The sequence below is a fragment of the Mangrovimonas sp. TPBH4 genome (assembly GCF_001280505.1).
Lineage (GTDB): Bacteria > Bacteroidota > Bacteroidia > Flavobacteriales > Flavobacteriaceae > Mangrovimonas_A.
This window is the reverse complement of sequence record NZ_LBIO01000049.1, coordinates 243,438-263,900: the sequence shown is the minus strand read 5'-3', so window position 1 is coordinate 263,900 and position 20,463 is coordinate 243,438. Positions and strand designations below refer to the sequence as shown.

At 39.2% G+C, this 20,463-nt stretch carries 19 protein-coding genes; 5 read left to right on the top strand and 14 right to left on the bottom strand.

The annotated features are described in order from the left end of the window. Window positions 1–122: 122 nt before the first annotated feature. A complete protein-coding gene (locus ZA05_RS10195) occupies window positions 123–824 on the bottom strand; it encodes a CPBP family intramembrane glutamic endopeptidase (protein WP_053991587.1) in 702 nt (233 codons plus the stop codon). A gap of 416 nt (window positions 825–1,240) precedes the next feature. Here ZA05_RS10195 and ZA05_RS18045 point away from each other — a divergent pair, with 416 nt between their 5' ends. Further along, window positions 1,241–1,486 (top strand): hypothetical protein, encoded by a 246-nt coding sequence (locus ZA05_RS18045; RefSeq protein WP_082333740.1) that lies wholly within the window; start codon window positions 1,241–1,243, stop codon window positions 1,484–1,486. 48 nt (window positions 1,487–1,534) lie between these two features. Here ZA05_RS18045 and ZA05_RS10190 read toward each other — a convergent pair whose 3' ends face one another. The 10 genes from ZA05_RS10190 to ZA05_RS10145 all read right to left on the bottom strand — a co-directional run bounded on the left by ZA05_RS10190 (window position 1,535) and on the right by ZA05_RS10145 (window position 11,253). Continuing rightward, entirely contained in the window at window positions 1,535–2,278 is a 744-nt protein-coding gene (locus ZA05_RS10190) for a LytTR family DNA-binding domain-containing protein (protein ID WP_053991586.1), read from the bottom strand. Between the two features lie 3 nt (window positions 2,279–2,281). Continuing rightward, window positions 2,282–3,355 carry a sensor histidine kinase gene (locus tag ZA05_RS10185; protein ID WP_053991585.1) on the bottom strand — a complete coding sequence of 358 codons (1,074 nt, stop codon included), beginning with the start codon at window positions 3,353–3,355 and terminating at the stop codon, window positions 2,282–2,284. Further along, window positions 3,348–4,568: an ABC transporter permease gene (locus tag ZA05_RS10180; RefSeq protein ID WP_053991584.1), complete on the bottom strand. Its 1,221-nt coding sequence runs from the start codon at window positions 4,566–4,568 to the stop codon at window positions 3,348–3,350. The genes ZA05_RS10185 and ZA05_RS10180 overlap by 8 nt, the downstream gene beginning before the upstream one ends. A gap of 53 nt (window positions 4,569–4,621) precedes the next feature. Next, a complete protein-coding gene (locus tag ZA05_RS10175) occupies window positions 4,622–5,374 on the bottom strand; it encodes an ABC transporter ATP-binding protein (protein WP_053991583.1) in 753 nt (250 codons plus the stop codon). Between the two features lie 57 nt (window positions 5,375–5,431). After that, entirely contained in the window at window positions 5,432–6,652 is a 1,221-nt protein-coding gene (locus ZA05_RS10170; protein ID WP_053991582.1) for an efflux RND transporter periplasmic adaptor subunit, read from the bottom strand. Window positions 6,653–6,656: 4 nt separating this feature from the next. Beyond that, window positions 6,657–7,985, bottom strand: a complete 1,329-nt coding sequence (locus ZA05_RS10165; RefSeq protein ID WP_053991581.1) for a TolC family protein — start codon at window positions 7,983–7,985, stop codon at window positions 6,657–6,659. A 126-nt stretch (window positions 7,986–8,111) separates the two neighbouring features. Continuing rightward, entirely contained in the window at window positions 8,112–8,843 is a 732-nt protein-coding gene (locus tag ZA05_RS10160) for a LytTR family DNA-binding domain-containing protein (RefSeq protein WP_053991580.1), read from the bottom strand. 37 nt (window positions 8,844–8,880) lie between these two features. Next, entirely contained in the window at window positions 8,881–9,240 is a 360-nt protein-coding gene (locus ZA05_RS10155; RefSeq protein ID WP_053991579.1) for a DUF4907 domain-containing protein, read from the bottom strand. Between the two features lie 76 nt (window positions 9,241–9,316). After that, window positions 9,317–10,336: a kelch repeat-containing protein gene (locus ZA05_RS10150; RefSeq protein ID WP_053991578.1), complete on the bottom strand. Its 1,020-nt coding sequence runs from the start codon at window positions 10,334–10,336 to the stop codon at window positions 9,317–9,319. After that, a complete protein-coding gene (locus ZA05_RS10145; protein ID WP_053991577.1) occupies window positions 10,333–11,253 on the bottom strand; it encodes a hypothetical protein in 921 nt (306 codons plus the stop codon). Before ZA05_RS10145 ends, ZA05_RS10150 begins: the two co-directional genes overlap by 4 nt. Before the next feature lie 219 nt (window positions 11,254–11,472). On the opposite strand from ZA05_RS10145, the gene ZA05_RS10140 reads away from it, so the two are divergent. The 3 genes from ZA05_RS10140 (at window position 11,473) to ZA05_RS10130 (ending at window position 16,019) form a co-directional block, all read left to right on the top strand. Continuing rightward, the gene (locus ZA05_RS10140; RefSeq protein ID WP_053991576.1) at window positions 11,473–12,786 is read left to right on the top strand and encodes a DUF4270 family protein; all 1,314 of its coding nucleotides are present in this window, start codon (window positions 11,473–11,475) and stop codon (window positions 12,784–12,786) included. Next, the gene (locus ZA05_RS10135; RefSeq protein WP_157514648.1) at window positions 12,770–14,029 is read left to right on the top strand and encodes a hypothetical protein; all 1,260 of its coding nucleotides are present in this window, start codon (window positions 12,770–12,772) and stop codon (window positions 14,027–14,029) included. The genes ZA05_RS10140 and ZA05_RS10135 overlap by 17 nt, the downstream gene beginning before the upstream one ends. Before the next feature lie 121 nt (window positions 14,030–14,150). Next, entirely contained in the window at window positions 14,151–16,019 is a 1,869-nt protein-coding gene (locus ZA05_RS10130) for a M43 family zinc metalloprotease (RefSeq protein ID WP_197276079.1), read from the top strand. A gap of 125 nt (window positions 16,020–16,144) precedes the next feature. Here the strand turns inward: ZA05_RS10130 and ZA05_RS10125 are convergent, their stop codons facing one another. The 3 genes from ZA05_RS10125 to ZA05_RS10115 form a co-directional block, all read right to left on the bottom strand. Beyond that, on the bottom strand, window positions 16,145–16,384 hold the full coding sequence (locus tag ZA05_RS10125; protein WP_053991573.1) for a hypothetical protein: 240 nt from the start codon (window positions 16,382–16,384) through the stop codon (window positions 16,145–16,147). 262 nt (window positions 16,385–16,646) lie between these two features. Beyond that, a complete protein-coding gene (locus tag ZA05_RS10120; RefSeq protein WP_053991572.1) occupies window positions 16,647–17,066 on the bottom strand; it encodes a hypothetical protein in 420 nt (139 codons plus the stop codon). Between the two features lie 78 nt (window positions 17,067–17,144). Then, the gene (locus ZA05_RS10115; protein ID WP_053991571.1) at window positions 17,145–17,903 is read right to left on the bottom strand and encodes a class I SAM-dependent methyltransferase; all 759 of its coding nucleotides are present in this window, start codon (window positions 17,901–17,903) and stop codon (window positions 17,145–17,147) included. A 306-nt stretch (window positions 17,904–18,209) separates the two neighbouring features. On the opposite strand from ZA05_RS10115, the gene ZA05_RS10110 reads away from it, so the two are divergent. Beyond that, complete coding sequence (locus ZA05_RS10110; RefSeq protein WP_053991570.1) at window positions 18,210–20,336, top strand: helix-turn-helix domain-containing protein; 2,127 nt, start codon at window positions 18,210–18,212, stop codon at window positions 20,334–20,336. Window positions 20,337–20,463: the final 127 nt, after the last annotated feature.

Genomic DNA, 20,463 nt, shown 5'->3' with positions numbered 1-20,463 from the left:
AGTTGGAACTTGCGAAAGCAAAATCCAATAGGATTTTCGAGTTAATAAATCAAGAAAGTAAAAGTACGAGAATTTTCAGCTAAAGCATGAACAATGAGATATGCCTTTATAAGCAATAGTTTTTATATCGTTGCTGAGATATCCGATTCCTTTTTTACAAAATACGTTACATATATGAGCACTAAAAGCGGCACTATAATCAAACCAGTTGTAAAATTCAATAGTGAAAACCAATCGGATAATTCCTTGCCTCCTTGAGAAATCAGGACTAAGTCTCCCAAAGGCCCTTTTGAAAATAAGGTGTTGTAAACTAAATTCCATCCCAAATGAAGTCCAAAGGGTAGCATTATAGATTTGGTTTTGGCAAAGGCCCAAGCCCATGCGTAGCCCATTAATCCAGTTCCGATAAACACTAAAATCATTGCCAAGACATTTCCTAACACACCGTATGAGAACCAATGATAAATGCCAAAGGCTATGGCGGAAGCAAAAATACTTTTTACTGAACCTATTTTGTGAATGAGAATATAGAGTAGGGCACCTCTAAACATCAGTTCTTCTGTCAATACCGATTTAAAATCCCACCAAAATGAGTTGAAAACAATTCTGGTAGTAATGGTGTCATTTAAAACCCAAGTCGATGCTTTTAAATAAGCCTCAAAATATTGTACAAGAACACAAAGTATTCCAGTGACTAAAAACCCCATTGAGAATTGTTTCAGCCGTTTTGCCAAGGGCAGAATTCCTAAGGCTAGTATACTCTGCTTCTCAATGAGATATAAAAGCATCCACGAAACGGCAATTGTAACTAAAATTCCTATCATTTGGTTGGTTTTAAATTTTTTTCAATGAGTTGTTTAGTGATTTTGTGATAGGGAAATCTTTTTGGATTTGTGTGTTTAGATGTTAAGATAGCAAAAGTTATAGGATTTTCTGTTAGGTCAGGAACTCGAAGTGATAACTGGCAAAGCAAAACTTAAATTGATGAATTCCCCTTTGTTACCAACCGTTTTTCATTTTTTTGAAAGGGCTGTGTTATGAGGGTTGATGATAAGTTGAACCAAATTTCATAGGAATCCTGTTATAAATTAGGTATGCTATTAACTTAAGGTGGAGACTCCATTGACTAACAAATGGTTATTTGAAATGAGTTTAATTTTAAATAGTTAAAAATCAATATGTTGCATTGTTTGTAGGACTATTGAATTGTATCTTTGTATATAACTTAATTCTTAAGATTATGGCAATTCGATTATCTCATAACTGTGACCATTGCTCCAATATGGAAGCAAGTCATTTATGTGCAGTGCACCACGTTAAGGTAAACCAAGATTATACTTGCGATTCTTTTGATATGAAACTGGCCTTAAAAGATGACACCAGTTGTGCTACTTGCTTGCGTTTTTCGACACCTAGTTGTCCAAACCCTACAAAAGCAGCACCAGACATGTTGTGTTCTCATTGGGGACCAAAAAACATCGCTTAATTTCTTATCAGAATTATCAGTATGAGTGATGCAGTTTAACGGGAAGATCTATAGCGAGTTCTTACTGATAAACTCGTGAAATTTTGTTTTGTATTGCTCCGAAACGGTAATGCGTTGGTTGTTGATAATAATTTGACTGCGTTCGATTGTTTCAATATTGTTGAGCGCTACAATAAATGATCTATGTACTCTCATAAATTCTTCTTGTGGTAACTCCTCTTCTAAAGATTTTAAACTCATCAGGGTGAGGATGGGTTTAGGAGTGTCTTTCAACCAGATTTTTACATAGTCCTTTAGGCCTTCAAAATACAAGACATTTTTAAGCTCAATACGCAACTGCCGGTATTCAGATTTTACAAAAATAAATTCCTTTTGAGGAGGTAAAGTCTCAATTAGACTATTGGGGGAGTCGTGGTTTTTTGAAGGTTGCAACCTTAGTCTAGCCTTATTGGCTGCCGTTAAAAATTCGACATAATCAAAGGGTTTTAGGAGATAGTCAATGGCATTTACTTTAAAACCTTCCAAAGCATACTGGTCGAAAGCAGTGGTGAAAATAATCCCTGTTTCTTTTGGGAGCAATTTGGAAAGTTCCATTCCGGACAGGTCGGGCATTTGGATGTCCAGAAAGATAAGGTCGACTGTCGTTTGGTTTAAAAATTCCAGAGCATCGATGGCATTTCCAAACTTGCCTTGTAATTCCAAAAAGGGTGTTTTTTTAATGTAGTCTTCTACCAATCCCAAGGCCATTGGTTCGTCATCAACGGTAATACAAGTAAGTTTGTTGCTGCTCATTTCCTAGTGGTTTAAATCAATCTCCAAAACTGTGGTGTATGTATTGTCTTTTATTTCTGTGGTTAAGCTATGCTTTCCTGGATAGAGTAGTTCCAGTCGTTTTTTGAGGTTTTCCAAGCCAATACCAGAACCACTTTTGTCACTTTTTTCTTTAGGAAAGTTAGGGTTTTTTGAGACAAACAAAACCTTATTATTGTTAATATCCATGTTAAAAGATATGTCTCCTTCCTTATTGGCGGAAACCCCATGTTTAAAGGCGTTTTCTATTAAAGAAATGAATAATAAGGGAGCTATTTTGATATTTTGGGGAACCTCAGGAAAGGTATAGCTAACCTTGGTAGTTTCTGGAATCCTAATTTTCCCCAATTCAATATAACGTTTAATAAAGTCGATTTCATGCGAGAGGCTTACAGATTCGGTTTTCGTATCATATAGCAGGTATCTCATTAGTTTTGCCAATCCATGGAGGCTGGTTTTTGCCGTTTCGGGAGCGGTATCTACCAAGGCATAAATATTGTTTAGGCTGTTGAAGAAAAAATGGGGCTGCAACTGGTATTGCAAATGTTGAAGTTCGGAATGGAGTTTTACATTGTCGGCTTCGGTTTTTTCAAATTCTATTTTCATCCAACGCTCAGTCGTCTTTATGGCTATTGCGAATGCCAAAGGCAGCAAATAGGTGATGAATTGGAGGTAGAAGAACAAATCTTTTGGAGGAGGATTTTTCATGTTCTCCATTTTCATTGGAGGCATCTCCCGCATGCCATCAAAAACAAAATGGTTCAGTTGAAATTGAAGGGAAATAAGGGCTATGATGCAAATCAGGTTGATCATACTGAATAGCCAAACCTTCTTTTTAAAAAGTAACCTATCGATCAGCCAAATATAATTTAGGTAGAAGATGGAAGCAAAGACCGACAATTGCAGCCAAGTCCTAACCATGATGGCCCTGTCAAATTGATTCTGGCCCGAAGAGTTCGATAGCAGGTACGGGGTGCTGAAGATGAACCCCCATACCAATACATGCGAGATAATGCTTACAGCTTTTCGGTTTTTATATTTTTTAAAGAAATCATTCATATCTCAAAGCTGTTATAGGATCTAAAGCGGCTGCCTTTTTTGCGGGGTACCATCCAAAGAATATTCCGGTAACCGCACATACCACAAATGAAATTACTACGGAATAAGAGGTGATCACCGTTGGCCAACTTAAAATATTTTCAATAAAAAACGAAGCGGCCAAGCCTAAAAGCACTCCCAAAAGGCCTCCTGAAATGCTGATCATAACGGCCTCAATTAAAAATTGGGTGAGGATATCCCTTCCTTGTCCGCCTACGGCCATTCGTAAGCCAATTTCACGGGTGCGTTCTTTTACCGATACGTACATAATATTCATAATGCCGATGCCGCCCACCAAAAGGGATATGCCTGCTATGGCTACCAACAGGATGGTAAGTATGTCGTTTGTTGAACTGAACATGGAAACCAATTCTTCCATAGAAAATACGTTAAAATCATCGTCATCATTAGGGCCAATTTGGTGGGAACTTCTCAAAATGCTTGTAATTTCCTCTACAGCATCTTGAGCCTGTTCTTCACTTAGGGCAGACGCGCTAATGGAATGTAAGTAATCTATGGCTAATATACGTTTTTGTACCGTGGTATAGGGCGCTATGATGACGTTATCCTGATCTTGCCCAAACGTGTTTTCCCCTTTTTGAGTCAATACGCCGATTACTTTCATGGGGATGTTGTTGAACCTAATGACTTTTCCAATGGGGTCTACACCTTCGCTAAATAAATTGTCTACAACGGTTTGTCCCAATACCACCACTTTGGCAGCAGCCTTAACTTCGGCTTCTGTAAAGATGCTTCCTGTTTTTACTTCCCAAGATTTCACGGCTAGGTATTCTGGTAAAACGCCATAGATAGAAGTAGGCCAGTTATTGGTACCGTTTATGGACTGTCCGCTACCTTCTACCATGGGGGTTAGATAGGTGAGGAGTGTGCTGTTGTCCTTTAGATTCTGAAAGTCTTTTAAAGTCAGGGTTTGCATTTGTCCTGGATCCATTCGTACCCCTCCGCGCATTTCTGAGCCTGGTCTGATGGTAATCATGTTTGAGCCCATTTTTGCAATTTGACTTTTAATGCTTTGGCTGGAACCTTCCCCAATTGCCAACATGGCAATTACAGAGGCTACGCCAATAACAATTCCTAGCATGGTTAAAAAGGTTCTAACCTTATTTAGGATGATTGCTTTCCATGCAATTTTTAATAAATTAAATAGCTTCACCTTACAATTTTTTTTGTTTACGAATTGTTTTCATACTCCTGCCTCTAACTGCTTTACACTGTTTCATGGTCTTCTTTTGGCAAAAGCGATAACATTTCTCTGGCGTCCTTCACATTACTGTTTAAGGCGTCCTTTATAATTTTTCCGTCTTTTAAGACGATTGTGCGTTGACTGAACTCTGCAATATCTGGTTCGTGGGTTACAAAAACGATGGTTTTTCCTTGACGGTTCAGGTCTTGAAAAAGGGCCATGATTTCATAGGACGTTCTTGTGTCTAAATTACCGGTAGCTTCGTCTGCCAATATCACCACAGGGTTGTTGACCAACGCTCTTGCAATGGCCACCCGCTGTTGTTGCCCTCCCGACAATTGGGCTGGCGTATGGTACATGCGCTCCTGCAGCCCCACTTTTTTTAAGGCCGAAATGGCGCTTTCTTTTCGTTCGGTACTGGAAACCGAGCTGTTGTACATGAGGGGTAATTCCACATTTTCTAAAGCAGTGGTTCGAGCCAATAAATTATATGATTGAAATATAAATCCAATCTTGTGATTCCTGATTTTGGCCAATTGGTTTTTGCTCATTTCGTTTGTGAGCATACCATCTAGCGCGTAATCGCCCGCAGATGGTTTGTCCAAACAGCCCAATATATTTAACATGGTACTTTTGCCAGATCCACTGGAACCCATAATGGTCACAAATTCCCCTTCCTTAATATCGAAAGAGATGCCTTTTAAGGCATGAACTACCTCGTTACCCATCACAAAACTTCTTTTCAAGTCTTCTATTTCAATGATTCTTTTCTGCATGTTACGGGTATCGGTTTTAACCTTGGTTTCTACAAATGTTTCCATGTCATTGGGTATTTATTTTTTCTTTCCCGGAGGTTTCGGCATAAATGGGCTGCTGTTTTCTTCTGGCATTGGAGCCGCGTCTTCTGTTAACCCTGTGGCTTTTAAACTGTATACCAAATTGTCTCCAGGCTCAAGGCCTTCCAAGATTTGAACATGTATCCCGTCACTGGCTCCCAAGGTTATTGCGGTAGGTACTATATCTCCATTGGGTTTATAGACCCAAACCATGGTGCCTTCGGTGTCAGCTGGTGGTGGTCCCTGAGGCGCTGCCTTCTCAATGTTGTTTTCTTCCTGGAAGCGGTGAAGAATTTCCATATTCGGCTTGAAGTTGATAGCTTTTGCTTCGGCGGTAAGCACATCTTTAAGTTCCAAGGTGTAAATGGAAACCGAAGCCGTTAGACCTGGTTTCAATTTAAAATAAGGGTTATTGGCCCTGATGACCACGGTATAGGTGACCACATTTGAAGTGGTGGTCGGGTTTAAACGTACCTGTGTCACGACGCCCTTAAAGGTGTCATCTTGATAGGCATCGACGGTGAAGGTCACGCTTTGGCCTTCTTTGACTTGTCCTATATCGGCTTCATCTACATTGGCCTCTACCTGCATTTCTTCAAGGTTTTTGGCAATGGTAAATAGGGTTGGGGTACTATAACTGGCCGCTACGGTTTGTCCTTCGTCTACATCGCGGGACAAAACCACGCCATCAATAGGCGAATAGATGTTGGCGAAACCAAGATCGGTTTGGGCACGGTTCAATTCAGATTGACGCTGTGTTACTGTACTGTTTGCCGTATTGAGTTTATAGAGGGCTTCGTCGTAATCGGATTTACTTATCACCTTGCTGTCGTAAAGTAGCTTTTGACGGTCAAAGATGGTCTGTAAATAGTTCTTTTCATTAAGGGCATTGTCGTAAAGTGCTCTGCTCTGCACCACGGCAGCTTTCAGGTTGGTTTTGTCCAATTCGGCGATGAGTTGTCCTTCGGTTACTTCACTGTTATAATCTACATAAATCTTCTCTACAACCCCCGAAACTTGTGTTCCTACTTCTACTTGGGTAATAGGCGCAACCGTTCCGGTGGCAGTGACTGTGGTAATGACATCTCCTTTGGAAATAGCCACCGCTTTAACTTCTACCTTAGAGGTTTTACTGCTGCTTAAAAAACTATAGCCTAGAGCGGAGGCTCCTATAATTCCTATAGTGATTGCGATTATTTTTAAAGTTTTGTTGTTCATCGTTTTAAATTTCAATGGTATTTCCCTGGTAAAATTGCAGGAGTTGGTAATACAAAATGTTCAAATACTTGGCTTTGATATAATCGAGCTGGGCATTGGTATAATTGTTTTGACTAACTACGAGGTCTGAGGTGTTTAGTGCGTTCAATTCAAACTTCTTTTTGGCCAGTTTATAGGATTCCTCCGCGGCATCCTTTGCAGCGCTAGCGGCTAACAATTGTTCCTGTGAGGCTATGGAGTTTTGCCAAGCAGTATCTACTTTTTTGTACAAATCCTTTTTGGCATTTTGCAATTCCAAGTCGGATTGCTCGGCATTGATTTTAGCCAGTTTAATTTCGGCTTTGGTTTGGTTTTTATTGAATATAGGGATGTTAAGTGACAGCCCGATTCTTTGGTTAAAGTTGACATTGATTTGGTCAACGAAATTCAATTCCTGGGTGCTGGTAAATCCAGACCCCAAACTTCCATTTAAATAGAGGGATGGGAGGTTGTCACTTTTGGCAATCTCAATATCCTTTTCGCTTATGGCTTTGCTCAATTCCGTGGCTTTTATTTCAGGAAGGATGCTCAAAGCCTTTTTGTATACTCCTATTTTGTCCAATTGTGTTTCTACCATCTCGTTGATATGGTCTGGTGTCTCTATGGCAAATTCAGTTTCCGGGTCCAGTTCCAAAAGCTGTTTTAGGGTTGTAATTTGCTGGGCATAGTTGTTTTTCGCCGTAATCAAATCGTATTTTTTTGTGGCAGCTTGGGAAGTGGCATCGGTGTAATCTTGCATAGGAATGCTCCCCGCATCAAGTTTGGCCTTGGCCAATGTGGCTTCTTGCTGTGAAGCTTCCAAGTTGTTTTCGGCTATGGTAATGCCTTCCTGCATGTACAGTGCCTGTAAATAAGCCTCCGTAACCTGAAGTGTGATATTGTTTTGGGTCTCTTCCACATACAGGGTATTTTGCTTAAAAATCAATTGTTGTTGCTTTTGCTGTTTATTGAGTTTGCTGCCTTCGTAGACTGTCAGGGAGGAGTTGATTCCAAAACTTGAGGAGTGGATTTGCTGCGTGACATAATCGCTAGTAATGGGGTCAATGCTATTTCCGTTGGATAGGGTTTGGGATGCACTGCCTGTTACATTGGGAAGTTTGTTGTATTTGGACTGGTCGTAGTTCAATTGTGCCTTGTCTTGACTGTATAGTGCATCCTTCACCGTTATATTATGGGTGGTAGCATAAGCGATGCATTCTTCGAGGCTCCATTTTTTAACGATCTCTTGAGCATGTTCCTGTGCCTGACCAATAGTTGTAAGGAGTGCGATTAGTATTGAAAAATATACTTTCATTTTATGAGATGCTTTCTTGAGTGTAAAATTCAATAGAATTATAATGTTTTGAAAGCCAAATAGATATATGCGAAGTTTTACTAGACGTTTCCATGGTATTTAAGGACTAAAATGTTTTGCTGGATGTTACTCAAATTGACCTATTCTGTCCAGTAAAGTGGGTTTAAAACTGTCGCTAACAGGAAGGTAGATATCATTCAGTTTGACCTTCTTTTTCTGTATGGCCGTTATTCTTGTAATGTTTACCAAAAAACTTGGGTGTATCCTGACAAATTTTGCTGCGTCCAGTTTTTCTTCAAGTGCGGTAATTTTCATTAGGGTCCTGACGGGCGGGGTATTTGTTAGGTGAATTCGTAAAGCGCCCTGCATGCCTTGTATATACGTAATATCGTCGATGCTTACCTGGTAGGCCTCATGGCCATATTTCACCATAATAGCCTTGGGAGATGTTATAGAAGTGCCATCGGTGGGGAATATGTTGGTTTCCATTAAGGCACTGAAGTCCAAAATTTTTAAGGCTCTTTTTGTAATGCTTTTTATGGTTTGTGCTGTGATGGAACCTTGTATTGACTCTATGGTTTTTAATCCTTTAATGCGGGTTAGGGACGCATTGGCCTTGGTACGGAACACAAACATTGGATGGCCCTTTAAGTGTTGTGTAAACTTTATTGGTTCTGCTTCCAGAAGCCCTATGTTGCAAAATATCAGTACCGTTTTTAGTGTATTTATGGTATCGATAGCTTCTAAAGGATCTGCAAAACTCCCTATCCAGTTTAAATCCTCATTTTCGTAGCAAAGCCGCTTAAGGATGTTTAAATACTTGGTGTTGTTTTCTATGATGATGCAATTGATTTTCATTTTTCAACGTACTTCTGATTTGTATTAAAATGAATATTTACGGGACCTTCACTAATTGGATATTGTTCTCGTTAAAGTCCTTTGGGCTCAGCGAAGGATTATGGCCTTTGCTCAGCCGTTCCATTACTTTTGAGCCTGCTTTTTCGGCATCCTTTTGGGTAGAAAACTGAAACTTTCCATCTATGGCAGGAACGTATTCCTGTTTGATAAGCAGTTGTTGCGAGTGGTAGATGTTATAGGTCCATCCCCCTTGTTCACTTTTTTGAGTAACTACGCGGTATTCTTCTTTTTCAACGGGAGAATGTTGTTGAAGGTCAATTGCATAAATGGCCAAAAGGCTTAGTGTTGTTGCCAAAACCAAAGCTGTCGCCATATTTTTGAAATTTAGATGCTTCATTTGTTTGCTTTTTGAATCCCAAAGGTTTAAAGCGATAACCTAATCACTTTAACCCTTTGGGAGTTATGTAGTTTTATTAATCATCTGTATCCTTTACCTCGTTAGGGAAGAATTCGTAATTGTCATCCAAATAGAGGCTGCCTGTTTTTCCTAAGGCAACAAAGGCTCTGCTACCATTGCTAAACGCTATGGATCCTTGTCGTGCAACACCTTCAAAGTCTCCTTTTTCTTCCCAGCTGTCACTTAGTGGGTCATATTCCCAAATGGCGTTGTCTACATACGAACTGTACACGCCCAATCCGAAATAGCCTTTGCCATTCATTGAGAACCCAACGCCATTGTTTCTTACGATGCTGTAATCATCATCTTCATCCAAATCCTCCAACTGTGTCCATGTTTCGGTGTCCAAATCGAAGGCCCAAAAGTCTGTTTGGAAAAGTCCGTTGGAAACCCCAGTTCCTAGGTACACCGTATTATCAATTTTAAAGGTAGAAGCTTCGCGACGTTTTTCTCCTCCAAACCCGGTTTGAAGCGTCCAAGTGTCGGCTGAAGGGTCGTATTTCCAAAAGTCTTTTTTGTCATTTTGTCCATCGTATCCTGTACCAACATAGCCTGCAGTTTCAGAGCTGAATGCCACAGCGCCACGTCTGGTACCGCCACCAAAATCGGCAATGGCCGTCCAAGTATTTGCCTGTGGGTCGTAGCTGTAAAAATCGCCTAGTTCGTCATTGGTTTCACCGTCATATCCCAAACCAACATAGCCCTTGTTATTGGCGTCGAAGGCCACGGCATAACTTCTGGCTACTCCAGGAAGGTCTGACAACTGATACCAATAGTTGCCATCAAAATCATAGGCCCAAAAATCGTTCAGGTAATCATCTCCATCGTAACCGGTACCCATGTAACCTTTGTTGTCTATCGTGAAAGCCACGGCATTGCTTCTAGGGACACCGTCAAAAACGGAAACTTCAACCCAGTCTCCATAATCGTCATCATCGTCATCATCTGAACTGCAGCCCATGGTAAGGCAGGCCAGAGAAATGGCTATCATTTTAATAGCTTCATTGCGGAATTTTAATTTGAATAAATCTGTCATTTTTCTTTAGTTTTTATGTTATTGTCCAATTGAAACTTTATCCCAAAATTGATGGAAAAGGAGTTGTCGCTGTTAAGCGGATACAGTAACTTCCCATTTGGGGAGTTTATTTCCAAGCTTGTATTTGTATAATATCCTAGACCTATGTATGCACGGTAGCATTCGTGCAAGGCGGTTGAATAGTTCAGCTCAAATTTTGTACTTCGATATTCCAGTTTGCTGTTCGCTATTGCCTCTTCGTTACTGGAAAAATTGGAGGGTCTTGGATTATTTATATAATCCCCGTCCTGTTGTGCTGAAAAAGACCATTCGTTTTTCCAAGAAGGTTTATACTTGATAAAGCTTTCTGGAAACCCAATTTGATAGTGCCATTTTGTTCCTAAAGCACTGTTGTATGAAATGATTGGGTAGAGGCTAGGCGCACCAAAGAGAGTTCCGTAGCCCAGACCAAATTCGATTTGGCCGCCTGTAGATGTTAGCCTTTTTGAGATGGTACTTTTGGAATTGAAAATTACATCTTCCAATGAAGGGGAATCATTTAAAGTGCTAGAAAACGTTGGGCTAAGAGATAATTGCCAATGCCATTGGTTCCCAAATGATAAGCCGTAACCTGCATGGAGTGAAATCAGGTGGTTTTGTTCAAAGGCATTTACTAGAGATTCGTCTTTCGCAACACTGTTAAAGATGAAGCCGTAATTGTAATATCCCAAACCAAAGTTTAGAGACGATGCGCCAATTCCAATGGTCTGGTCAACTTCACCTCCAATAATTGTAAGTTGTTGGTCGCCTAAACTTGGAATGATTTCATAGCTGAGGTCTCCCGACAATTCATTGTTTTTGGGGGCTTCCGTGATTTGGCTGTGAATAATGTTGGCACAGCAAAAAATGCAAAGCGTAATTAATGTTCTCTTTTTCATCGTCGCAAACGTAGATTGCAACTTTCTTTTCTTTTATATATAATATACAAACAGGGGAATCTCACAGTTAAAGCAGACTGTTTTATCTATAAACCAAGTTTTAAGGAGTCGTAGTGAGAATTTCGGTTTACATAGATAAAAAACCTTGGTGTGTATAGTCTTGACAATTTTGACTTCCAAAATCCTTTTTATTTGCTTCATATCTAAAAAAATGTAGCTATGAAGTCTTTTCTCAGCATACTCATTGTAGTGTTGACCTTGGGAGCGTGTTCATCACCTTATGAAGGGGATTATTTTCTTGTGGATGGTGATTATCTGGAGGTCGGAACCAAAATAATGGCCATTGATACCTTTACCGTCAAGATATCCAATTTCAAGATTGACAGTATTGTTACTTCGGGCACAGATCGGTTGCTGTTGGGCCAGTACGAGGATGAGTATTTTGGAACGGTACGCGCCGAGCCTTTCTTTCAGATGTACCCTACCAGTTACTATATAGAGGATGGTTCTACCTTGGATAGTGTGGCTTTGATTTTAGGCTACGATACCTATTACTATGGTGATACCCTGCAGCCCATTACATTGAATATCCACAAAGTCATGGAAAAGGTGAAACCGGCAAATGACGATTTCTACAATACCAGTTCTATTGCTTACAACCAAATATTAGTCGAACAGGTGACTATTGCACCTAGGCCCATGTCTGCGGATTCTATGCATATAAGCCTGCCAAATAGTTTTGGACTTGCCATTTTTAATGCCATTGAAGCCAACCAAGTAGATGAGTTCTCCGATTTTGAGGAAGTCTTTAAAGGGATTACCCTGCAGCCATCACTCGAAGATGATGCCTGTATCATAGGTATTTCCAAGAGTACAGAGGATACCTATTTGCGATTTTACTATTCCCAAGGCGGAGAGGTTGGGGAGGAGTCGGATACTTTCGATCTTAAATTGAGCCAAAGCGATGTCTCTTCGTATAATAAAATTTCCTCTACCAATAGTAGTGACTGCTTGACGCAAATGACAGATCAAGACCTGAGTATCGCAACCTCCGAATGTGCGTACCAAGGGGTCATGCAATCGGGATCAGGCTATACTTTTAGGATTGATTTTCCAACCCTGAAGGATCTTTACAATTTACCTGTAAAGGGAACTGTTTTGAGTGCAGATTTAATATTTACCCCCGAATGGGGAACGTATCCCGAACCATTCCATCTGCAGGATTCTTTAATCGTGTCAAAAATTAGAGGGAAGAATAACATCACCTCTCAACTGGATAATGGTGAAGACTATATCTATGCCAAACGGGTTGAAGGCGCATCGGAGTTTGAGCTGACTTCCTATAAAGTGCCATTGGATGGCTATATCGATGACATTCTCAATCCTGACATTCAGGATACCAATGAGGGGCTGGCCTTTTATCCTGAGCTGTTCAATGCGATGGTGGACAGGATGATAATTACTGATGATCCCGACTCTGAATACCGTCCCAAATTAAAAATTGTTTATGCCGTTTATGATGTTGAAAATTAAAACCTATAAGTTATACGGGGCATTTTTGCTAGTGTTTTTAGCATCCATGTCTTTATATTCTCAATCCAGTTCCTCCAACGGGTCCCCTTATTCCATATATGGCTTGGGATATTACAACCCCAACAGTATTGGGTTGGCACCAAGTATGTCGCAAAGTGGACTGGCCTGGAACAATCCCTATTTTGTTAACGATTTAAACCCAGCTACGCTTAGTACGCTGTATGATGATATTTTCATTTTGGATGCAGGGATCAATGTGTCTGTCAACAAACTTTCAAATTCCGGGAATAGTAAAACGTTTCTTCAATCTAATTTGTCTCATTTTGCCTTGGCCACCAAGTTGAACAAAAAATCTGGAATCAGTTTGTCGCTGCTTCCTGCAACTTCTGTGGGCTATTCTTTTATCAGCGAACCTTTGGCCGTGGAAGGTGCCAATGCGGAATACCAAAATATTTTTATCGGTTCAGGCGGTATCAATGAACTTAAATTGAGTTACGGTTATCAAATAGGTGCCAAATTTAATTTAGGGCTTACAGCTTCCTACTTGTTTGGAAAGATAGAGCAATCCCAGTATTCGGCGACCACTTTATCGGAATTGGCGATCGAGGAGGACTATTACTATAATGGTGTCAAGTTGGGATTTGGTGGGACAGCGAATATCACTAAGAACTTGACCTTTGGAACTATTGTTAACCTTCCTACGAGGGTAGGTGCAAAGAAAAACATTGATGTTTATAAAACCACGGATGGCATTTCAAGTGTTGTTGAAGATGAAAATGATGTTGGCGCTAGCAATTTTTACATGCCGTGGCATGTAGGGGGAGGATTCACATATGCTTTTAAATCGAACTTTTTGTTTAATCTGGATTTCAACCATAAGTTTTGGGATGCCACCAATCAAAAAGATCAACTTGGAACCTTTGTGGATCAAAGCGTTTATAGTTTTGGGATGCAGTATAAAATTTCCGATCCCAAGAAGTATTGGGAGTACTTTAGTTTTAGGTCCGGTGTGAAATACGATTCGGGGTATTTGATGATCGATGATATGAGAACCGATAATTTTGAGGGGTCTTTAGGTGTTGGCATTCCTTTGGGGCGTAATTTTTCTTCTTTGAACATTTCCTATGCTCGACGTTTTACCTCTGGCGCTGCCAGTAGTTCGGTAATTCAGGAGAACTTAAACACAATCCATATTGGATTGTCCTTATCCGATATTTGGTATCAAAAGAGAAAGTACAAGTAGCGGGGGTTTTAGTTACGTTTAATTTTAACACATCAACAATATTATGAACAAACTTTATCTAGCATCCTTATGTTTTTGCTTGGCCTTGTGTATGCAAGGTTGGGCTCAACATAGTCCAGTAATGAAAAAATCATCTCATCTGCAGCCTAATTCCGTTGTGAGATGTTATTCCGATGAATATAATACCATTCTTCGCAATGAACATCCCAATATGATGGGGAGTAAAAGCTTTGAAAACAAGCTTGAGCAAACATTAAAGGATATAAAATCGCAACGGAACAGTGCCGCTACAGACGATATTATTGTCATCCCGGTGGTCGTTCATGTATTGCATAATGGCGAGACCATTGGAGTCGGTCCAAATATTACGGAGGCTCAGGTGCTATCGCAAATTACGGTGCTTAATGAAGATTACCGCCGTTTGATGGGGACCCCAGGCTATAATACCCACGAAGATGGCGCCGATGTGGAGGTGGAATTTGTCTTAGCACAGCAAACGCCGGAAGGATGCCCAACCAATGGAATAGACAGGGTAAATATTTGTATGGATGGCGTAGGGTATAGCGACATGCAGAGCCAAAAGACACAAACCTATTGGGATCCGGCAAACTACTTAAACATGTGGTCAGCAAAATTTATTGATGATTTGGATGGTATCTTGGGCTATGCCCAATTTCCTGGAGGGACGGCCAGTACAGATGGTGTCGCTTCCAATTACACCACCTTTGGAAGTTCCGATTATGATGATGGTACCTTCGCTCTTATTGCTCCATACGACAAAGGAAGAACAATGACCCATGAGGTTGGGCATTTTTTAGGCCTTTATCATACTTTTCAAGGAGCATGTGACGATGAGGATTATTGTGACGATACTCCGGCGGTAGAAACGGCCAACTACGGCTGTCCAGAGAGTAACTATTCTTGCGATAGTTATGATATGGTTGAAAATTTTATGGATTATACCAACGATGAATGTATGAATGTGTTTACCAATGACCAAAAAGCCAGAATCCTTGCCGTGTTGAGTGCTTCAACCAATAGGGCTTCTTTGGAGGATTCCCCAGCTTTGAGTGCGCCATTGGAGGTAGCATCAGACCCTAGTGTGGCCATTGATGAATTGCAAATTGGTTGTGGCGCGTCCATTACGCCTATAGTAAGGCTTTCCAATTATGGTACTCAAACATTAACGACAGCCACCTTTCAATGCTATATTGATGATACAACCCCAATTACATTTAGTTGGTCTGGAAGTTTGGACCCTCAATCTAGTGTGCAAGTGGCTTTGGAACCTATGGAGACAACCGCAGGAGATCATACCTTTTATGTTTCGGTGGCAAATGAACTGAATGCCCGTACGTGTAACGATAGTGATAGTACTTGTTTTAATGTGAGTGATGCATTGCAGGTAGCCGCTTCCCAAATTAACCTGACTTTGACTTTGGATGTTTTTGGTTCTGAAACGACTTGGTCCCTTCAAGATGGCGAAGGTGTTGTATTGTATTCTGGTGGGCCCTATACCGATGGAAATTCCGGAGCGGTTTTTACCGAAACCTTTGAGTTGGGTAATGAAGACTGCTACTTGTTTTCAATTAACGATACCTATGGTGATGGTATTTGTTGTACCTATGGAGAAGGCTCCTACGTATTAACAGATGAGGAAGGAAGTATTTTGGTAGAGGGAGGAGACTTTGAGGATATGGAATCTGTAACCATTCAATATGAAACGCTTGGGAGTGCCGACTATTTTGTTGAGGCAGGAATGAAAGTTTATCCCAATCCAACCAGCGATATATTGATAGTGAAGCTAGGTGCCCATGAGCTACCAGATTCTTATGAAATATACAATGCACTTGGGCAAAATATACGACATGAGGAGATAAGTTCAGAGGAAGATTTAAGTATCAACGTGAGCTCCTACTCTCAAGGATTATATTTTCTAAAGTTGAATAAAGGGCAGCAAAACGTTTTTGTTCAGTTCCTGAAGAACTAACGTTGGATAGCTTGTCTTTTTGATTTTGTTTTTTTGAATCCAAAAGCACCCTGTTCTTTGCAGGGTGCTTTTTTTTTGTGAAGGAGGTTGAATATTGACTTTGTATTTGTTTAAAGAGTTGGAGTTTATAAATTCAATTTGTGGGTTTCCATGGTGCTGCTGCCCCATAGACCAAAAGAGACTTTTTCACGTTTTAGGTCAAATTCAACCAAAAGGGATATCAATTCCTGATTGTGGCTTCTATAGGTAAAACGATAGCATTTGTAATCATCTGAACTGGTTTCAGGGATATATTCCAAAGTTTCGGTTTCCCGATAGTAAGGAAGTTCAGGAATGAATTTGTTGATTAGATATTGCGCTTCCATATCCACACCGATGGGGCTGGTTAATGTAAATTTAACTTAAAAGAAACAATAAAGCAACATTGAATTTAGGGTTGTATGGACAAAGTCAAAACTAAATTCGGAAGAAGATCCGGGAATTCAATCAAAATAGTCTGGTGTTAATATTACAAGGAGAAGTAAAGAGCGGTTTAAGTTTTAAATCCAGTGGAGGTCATTAGTTGAAATGGGAATGAGTTTACAAGGCCATGTAATGCTAGGGATTTTAAGTTTTTTTGTTGGGTTTTTAATCTTGGATTTTCATTTTAAAAACCTCTTCCCAAAACTGCTTATTTGTTTTGTCAAAAGGCGCTTCAAAATAATCTTGGTAATATTTCATAAAGCCTACAGGGGCCCCAATATCAATAAAATCAATTATTTTTTTCAAGGATTTACCAAGTACTTTCATGTCGATTCCTGCATCCGGGATGGCCTTATCTTTTACCTTGAAATTGGGGGTTAAGTCCGGATACAAATAGCCATGTTCTATGGCAAGATTAGATTCCTCTGTCAAGTTATCTATATTGATCTCAATATCCTCTTCAGAGAAGTGCCTGTACAGCGATGTGTTAATCAACACATTGTCATGCCTTGAATGGTCTCTGATGGTATTGACATGTTTTATAAAACGTAAAAATAATTTAGAGGGTTTTCTTGGCTTATCCAAAACAGGAGGTCTTTAAAGTTTAAACTATAAAGGTACTAAATAATAGACAGGTTATGTGTTAAGGGAAGTATATCCTTATTAAAGTGGTTTTATAGCCCTAGTAGCTATAAACGCAGGAAAAAAATCATCCATTTTGCTTTCTCCGCCCCAATTGCCTTCATACATATTTGTCAAGTTAAATCCCGCCTCCAATTGTCCGTTTATTTGATCGGTTAAGCTATGGCCAAATACCAAGGGGTCCTTATTTGCTTTCAATGCTTCCAGTTTTTCCTTGGGTAAAGAATGTAAGTCGGAGTAAGGCTGCTTGTAAATGAGTTGCAAATTATCTTCGTCCAACTGAAATGACATAGGATTGATGAGTCCCGTCATTAAAACGCCATTAGGTTTTAAAACCCGGAAGCATTCCTTCCAAACGGGTAACACATTGTCTACAAAAAGCACCGAACAGGGATTGAAAATTAAGCCGAATGAATTGTCTTCAAAAATGGAAAGGTCTTTCATATCCCCTTGTACTGTTTTTATACCTAGGCTAAATTTATCGCTCAAGGTTTTGTCTTGTTGCAATTGCTTTTCCGAGTTGTCAAAAATTGTAACATTGGCTCCTAAAGCTGCCAGAATAGGCCCCTGTTGTCCACCTCCTGAGGCCAGTCCCAAAATTTTTAAATCCTTCAGATCGGGAAACCAATTGTGGGGAACCGGCTTTGTAGGCGTCAACACGATATTCCAGTTGCCATTTTTGGCAGCCACCAATGCTTGTTCAGATACGGGAATGGTCCAGCGGTCTTTTTTATCAACGTAATGGTCCCAGGCCGCTTTGTTATAGTTTACTACATCCATTTGTTATGCTAATGGGTTTAGAAAGTTTGAAAAAGTTGCTCCGAGGTGGGGAGTTAATCCTTTAAAGATAGGTAAAGTTATTTTATAGTTTTGGCAGTATAATGTCTGGTTTGTATGGAATTTATGAATCATAATTTTTTACATCCGAAAAACCCCATTTATCTGTAATTGGAATTACACATTAAAACGGAGTTTTGGATGAATAGTTGACATTTATCATTGTTGCTTTTTTAATAACTTCTTATCTTTAAAAGTTTAAAATTAAAATACCTTGGCATTAACTCTTTTAGAAACATAATTGATAAATTGAATGCTAAGTTCAACGAATATCTCTGCTACCCGGGTGATGATAAGGAAACTGTTTTATTAAAAAAAATTTGGTATATTTTCAATTTTTTTGGGTTGCCTGTATTGCTTTTAGCGGCCTATTTAATTGGAAATAATTATGGAGCAGCAGTATTCCTTTTGAATATAATCTTCATAATTTGTCTATTCGTACCACTTTTAATCTTCCATTTTTACAAAAAACATATAGAAAATTATAGCTTCTTTAGTCAAATAATAATAGTCGTTCTTACTTCTTTAAAAGTTTATTTTATGGGAGGAATGTTGTTCACAGGAACTCTAGTGTATGTGGGGTTTTTAGGTCCGATGTTCGCGCTAATTTTCCCAAATAAGAAAAGAGCAACTTTGATTTTCTTAATTTATATCATTGGTATGTTGTTGGCGACTTTATCAAATCCACATACTTTTGAGGATCTTCTTTTTACAGGACATATTTTAGGTTTTCTAATTGGTGCTTCATTTATATTTTTAACCCTTTTGTATTTTGTCAGAGAACTTGAAAAGGCCAAAAAAACAGAAATAATCAGGGTTAGGGAATTAGATGATTTAAAAACAAAATTCTTTAAGCATATCTCACACGAATTTAGAACCCCTTTAAGTATAATCTCCGGGATGATGGATCAAATACTGAAGGATCCTGAAAATTGGCTTTATAAAGGTCATGAAACTATCAGTAGAAATACTAATAATCTTATAAAACTTTCCAATAGGTTGCTCAAGGTATCTAAGTTAGAAGCCAAAGCCATGTCCTTGAACTTAGTTCAAGAGGACATTGTTGTATACCTTCAATATCTTACCTGTTCTTTTCAATCCTTGGCTAAAGCAAAAAATATTTTTCTAAAATTTAAATCTAGTCCCGATGAGATTATAATGGATTTCGATCCTGATAAGATAAAGGGTATTATATCGAACCTTTTGTTCAGCGCAATTAAAGGTACTCCAAGGAATGGTGTAATTAAAATATCAATTACTAGTAAAGAGATTGCGAATGAAAAGTGTTTGGAATTAAAAATACAAGATAACAGTTCGGGGATTCCGCTGGATCAACAAAAAAATATTGTCGACAAATTGTATCAAGTAGACAATGACTTAGAGGACCTGCGGGAAGGTGCTGGGTTGGGACTTGCAGTGGTCAATGAGTTTGTGGATGCTATGGCGGGGAAAATCAATGTGGAGGGGGAAGTAGGTATGGGGACGACTTTTATTGTTCAGCTTCCAATTACCCTTGAGCGTGATAAAATGCATTTTAATGTTGGATATTTAAATAGGAAACACCCAATGCAATTACCTATAGCGAATAGTGTTAAGGGTGATAAAATGAGGACTGTGAATAGTGAATTGCTCAATCTACTGATTATTCAAGATAGCTTGGATTTAGGAAATTATTTAGAGAATTTGCTTTCAAATGATTATCATGTTATTATGGCCAATAGTGGTATTGAAGGTTATAAAAAAGCGCTCAAGGTGATTCCTGATTTAATCATAAGCGATGTGATGCAAGATTTAGATGGATTTAATTTGTGCCATCTATTAAAAGATGATATTAGAACCAGTCACATCCCAATAATATTATTAACAGCGTTGGCCGACCAAAGGTCTAAATTGGAAGGACTAGATGCGGGAGCAGATGTTTACCTAACTAAACCATTTAATAATGAAGAGCTTTTTGTTAGGATTGAAAAACTAATTGCTCTTCGAAAATCTTTACAAAAACACTATAATACCATAGCAACAGAAAATTATTTGAGTGCCCCATTAAATAAGAGCAAATCCAGAGAACATGAGTTTATTAGGAAGGTAAGACACATCCTGGAAGAACATCTTGGAGATGAAAGTTTTGGTGTAAATCAATTGTGCAGTAATATGTCTATGAGCCGTTCCCAGTTATATCGAAAATTTTCTTCGCTCACAAATACAACTGTCCACCAATTTATAATGACCCTTAAACTAAAAAAAGCAAAAGAATTACTTATTTCTAGTGATATGAATGTCTCTGAGGTAGCTTTTAGAACTGGTTTTAAAAACCTTTCCCATTTTAGTAGAGTGTTTACAAAAAAATATGGGTTTAGTCCCAGCACACTTCACTGAGATATTTGGCCAAGCTTCTATTCTAATGGCACAAATAGGCAATAATTTGGTACTATAAGAAAATCTAGATTGCCGAATCTTGATTAATTTAATTCCTGACAATTTACAGAGCTCAATAGACCAGAAA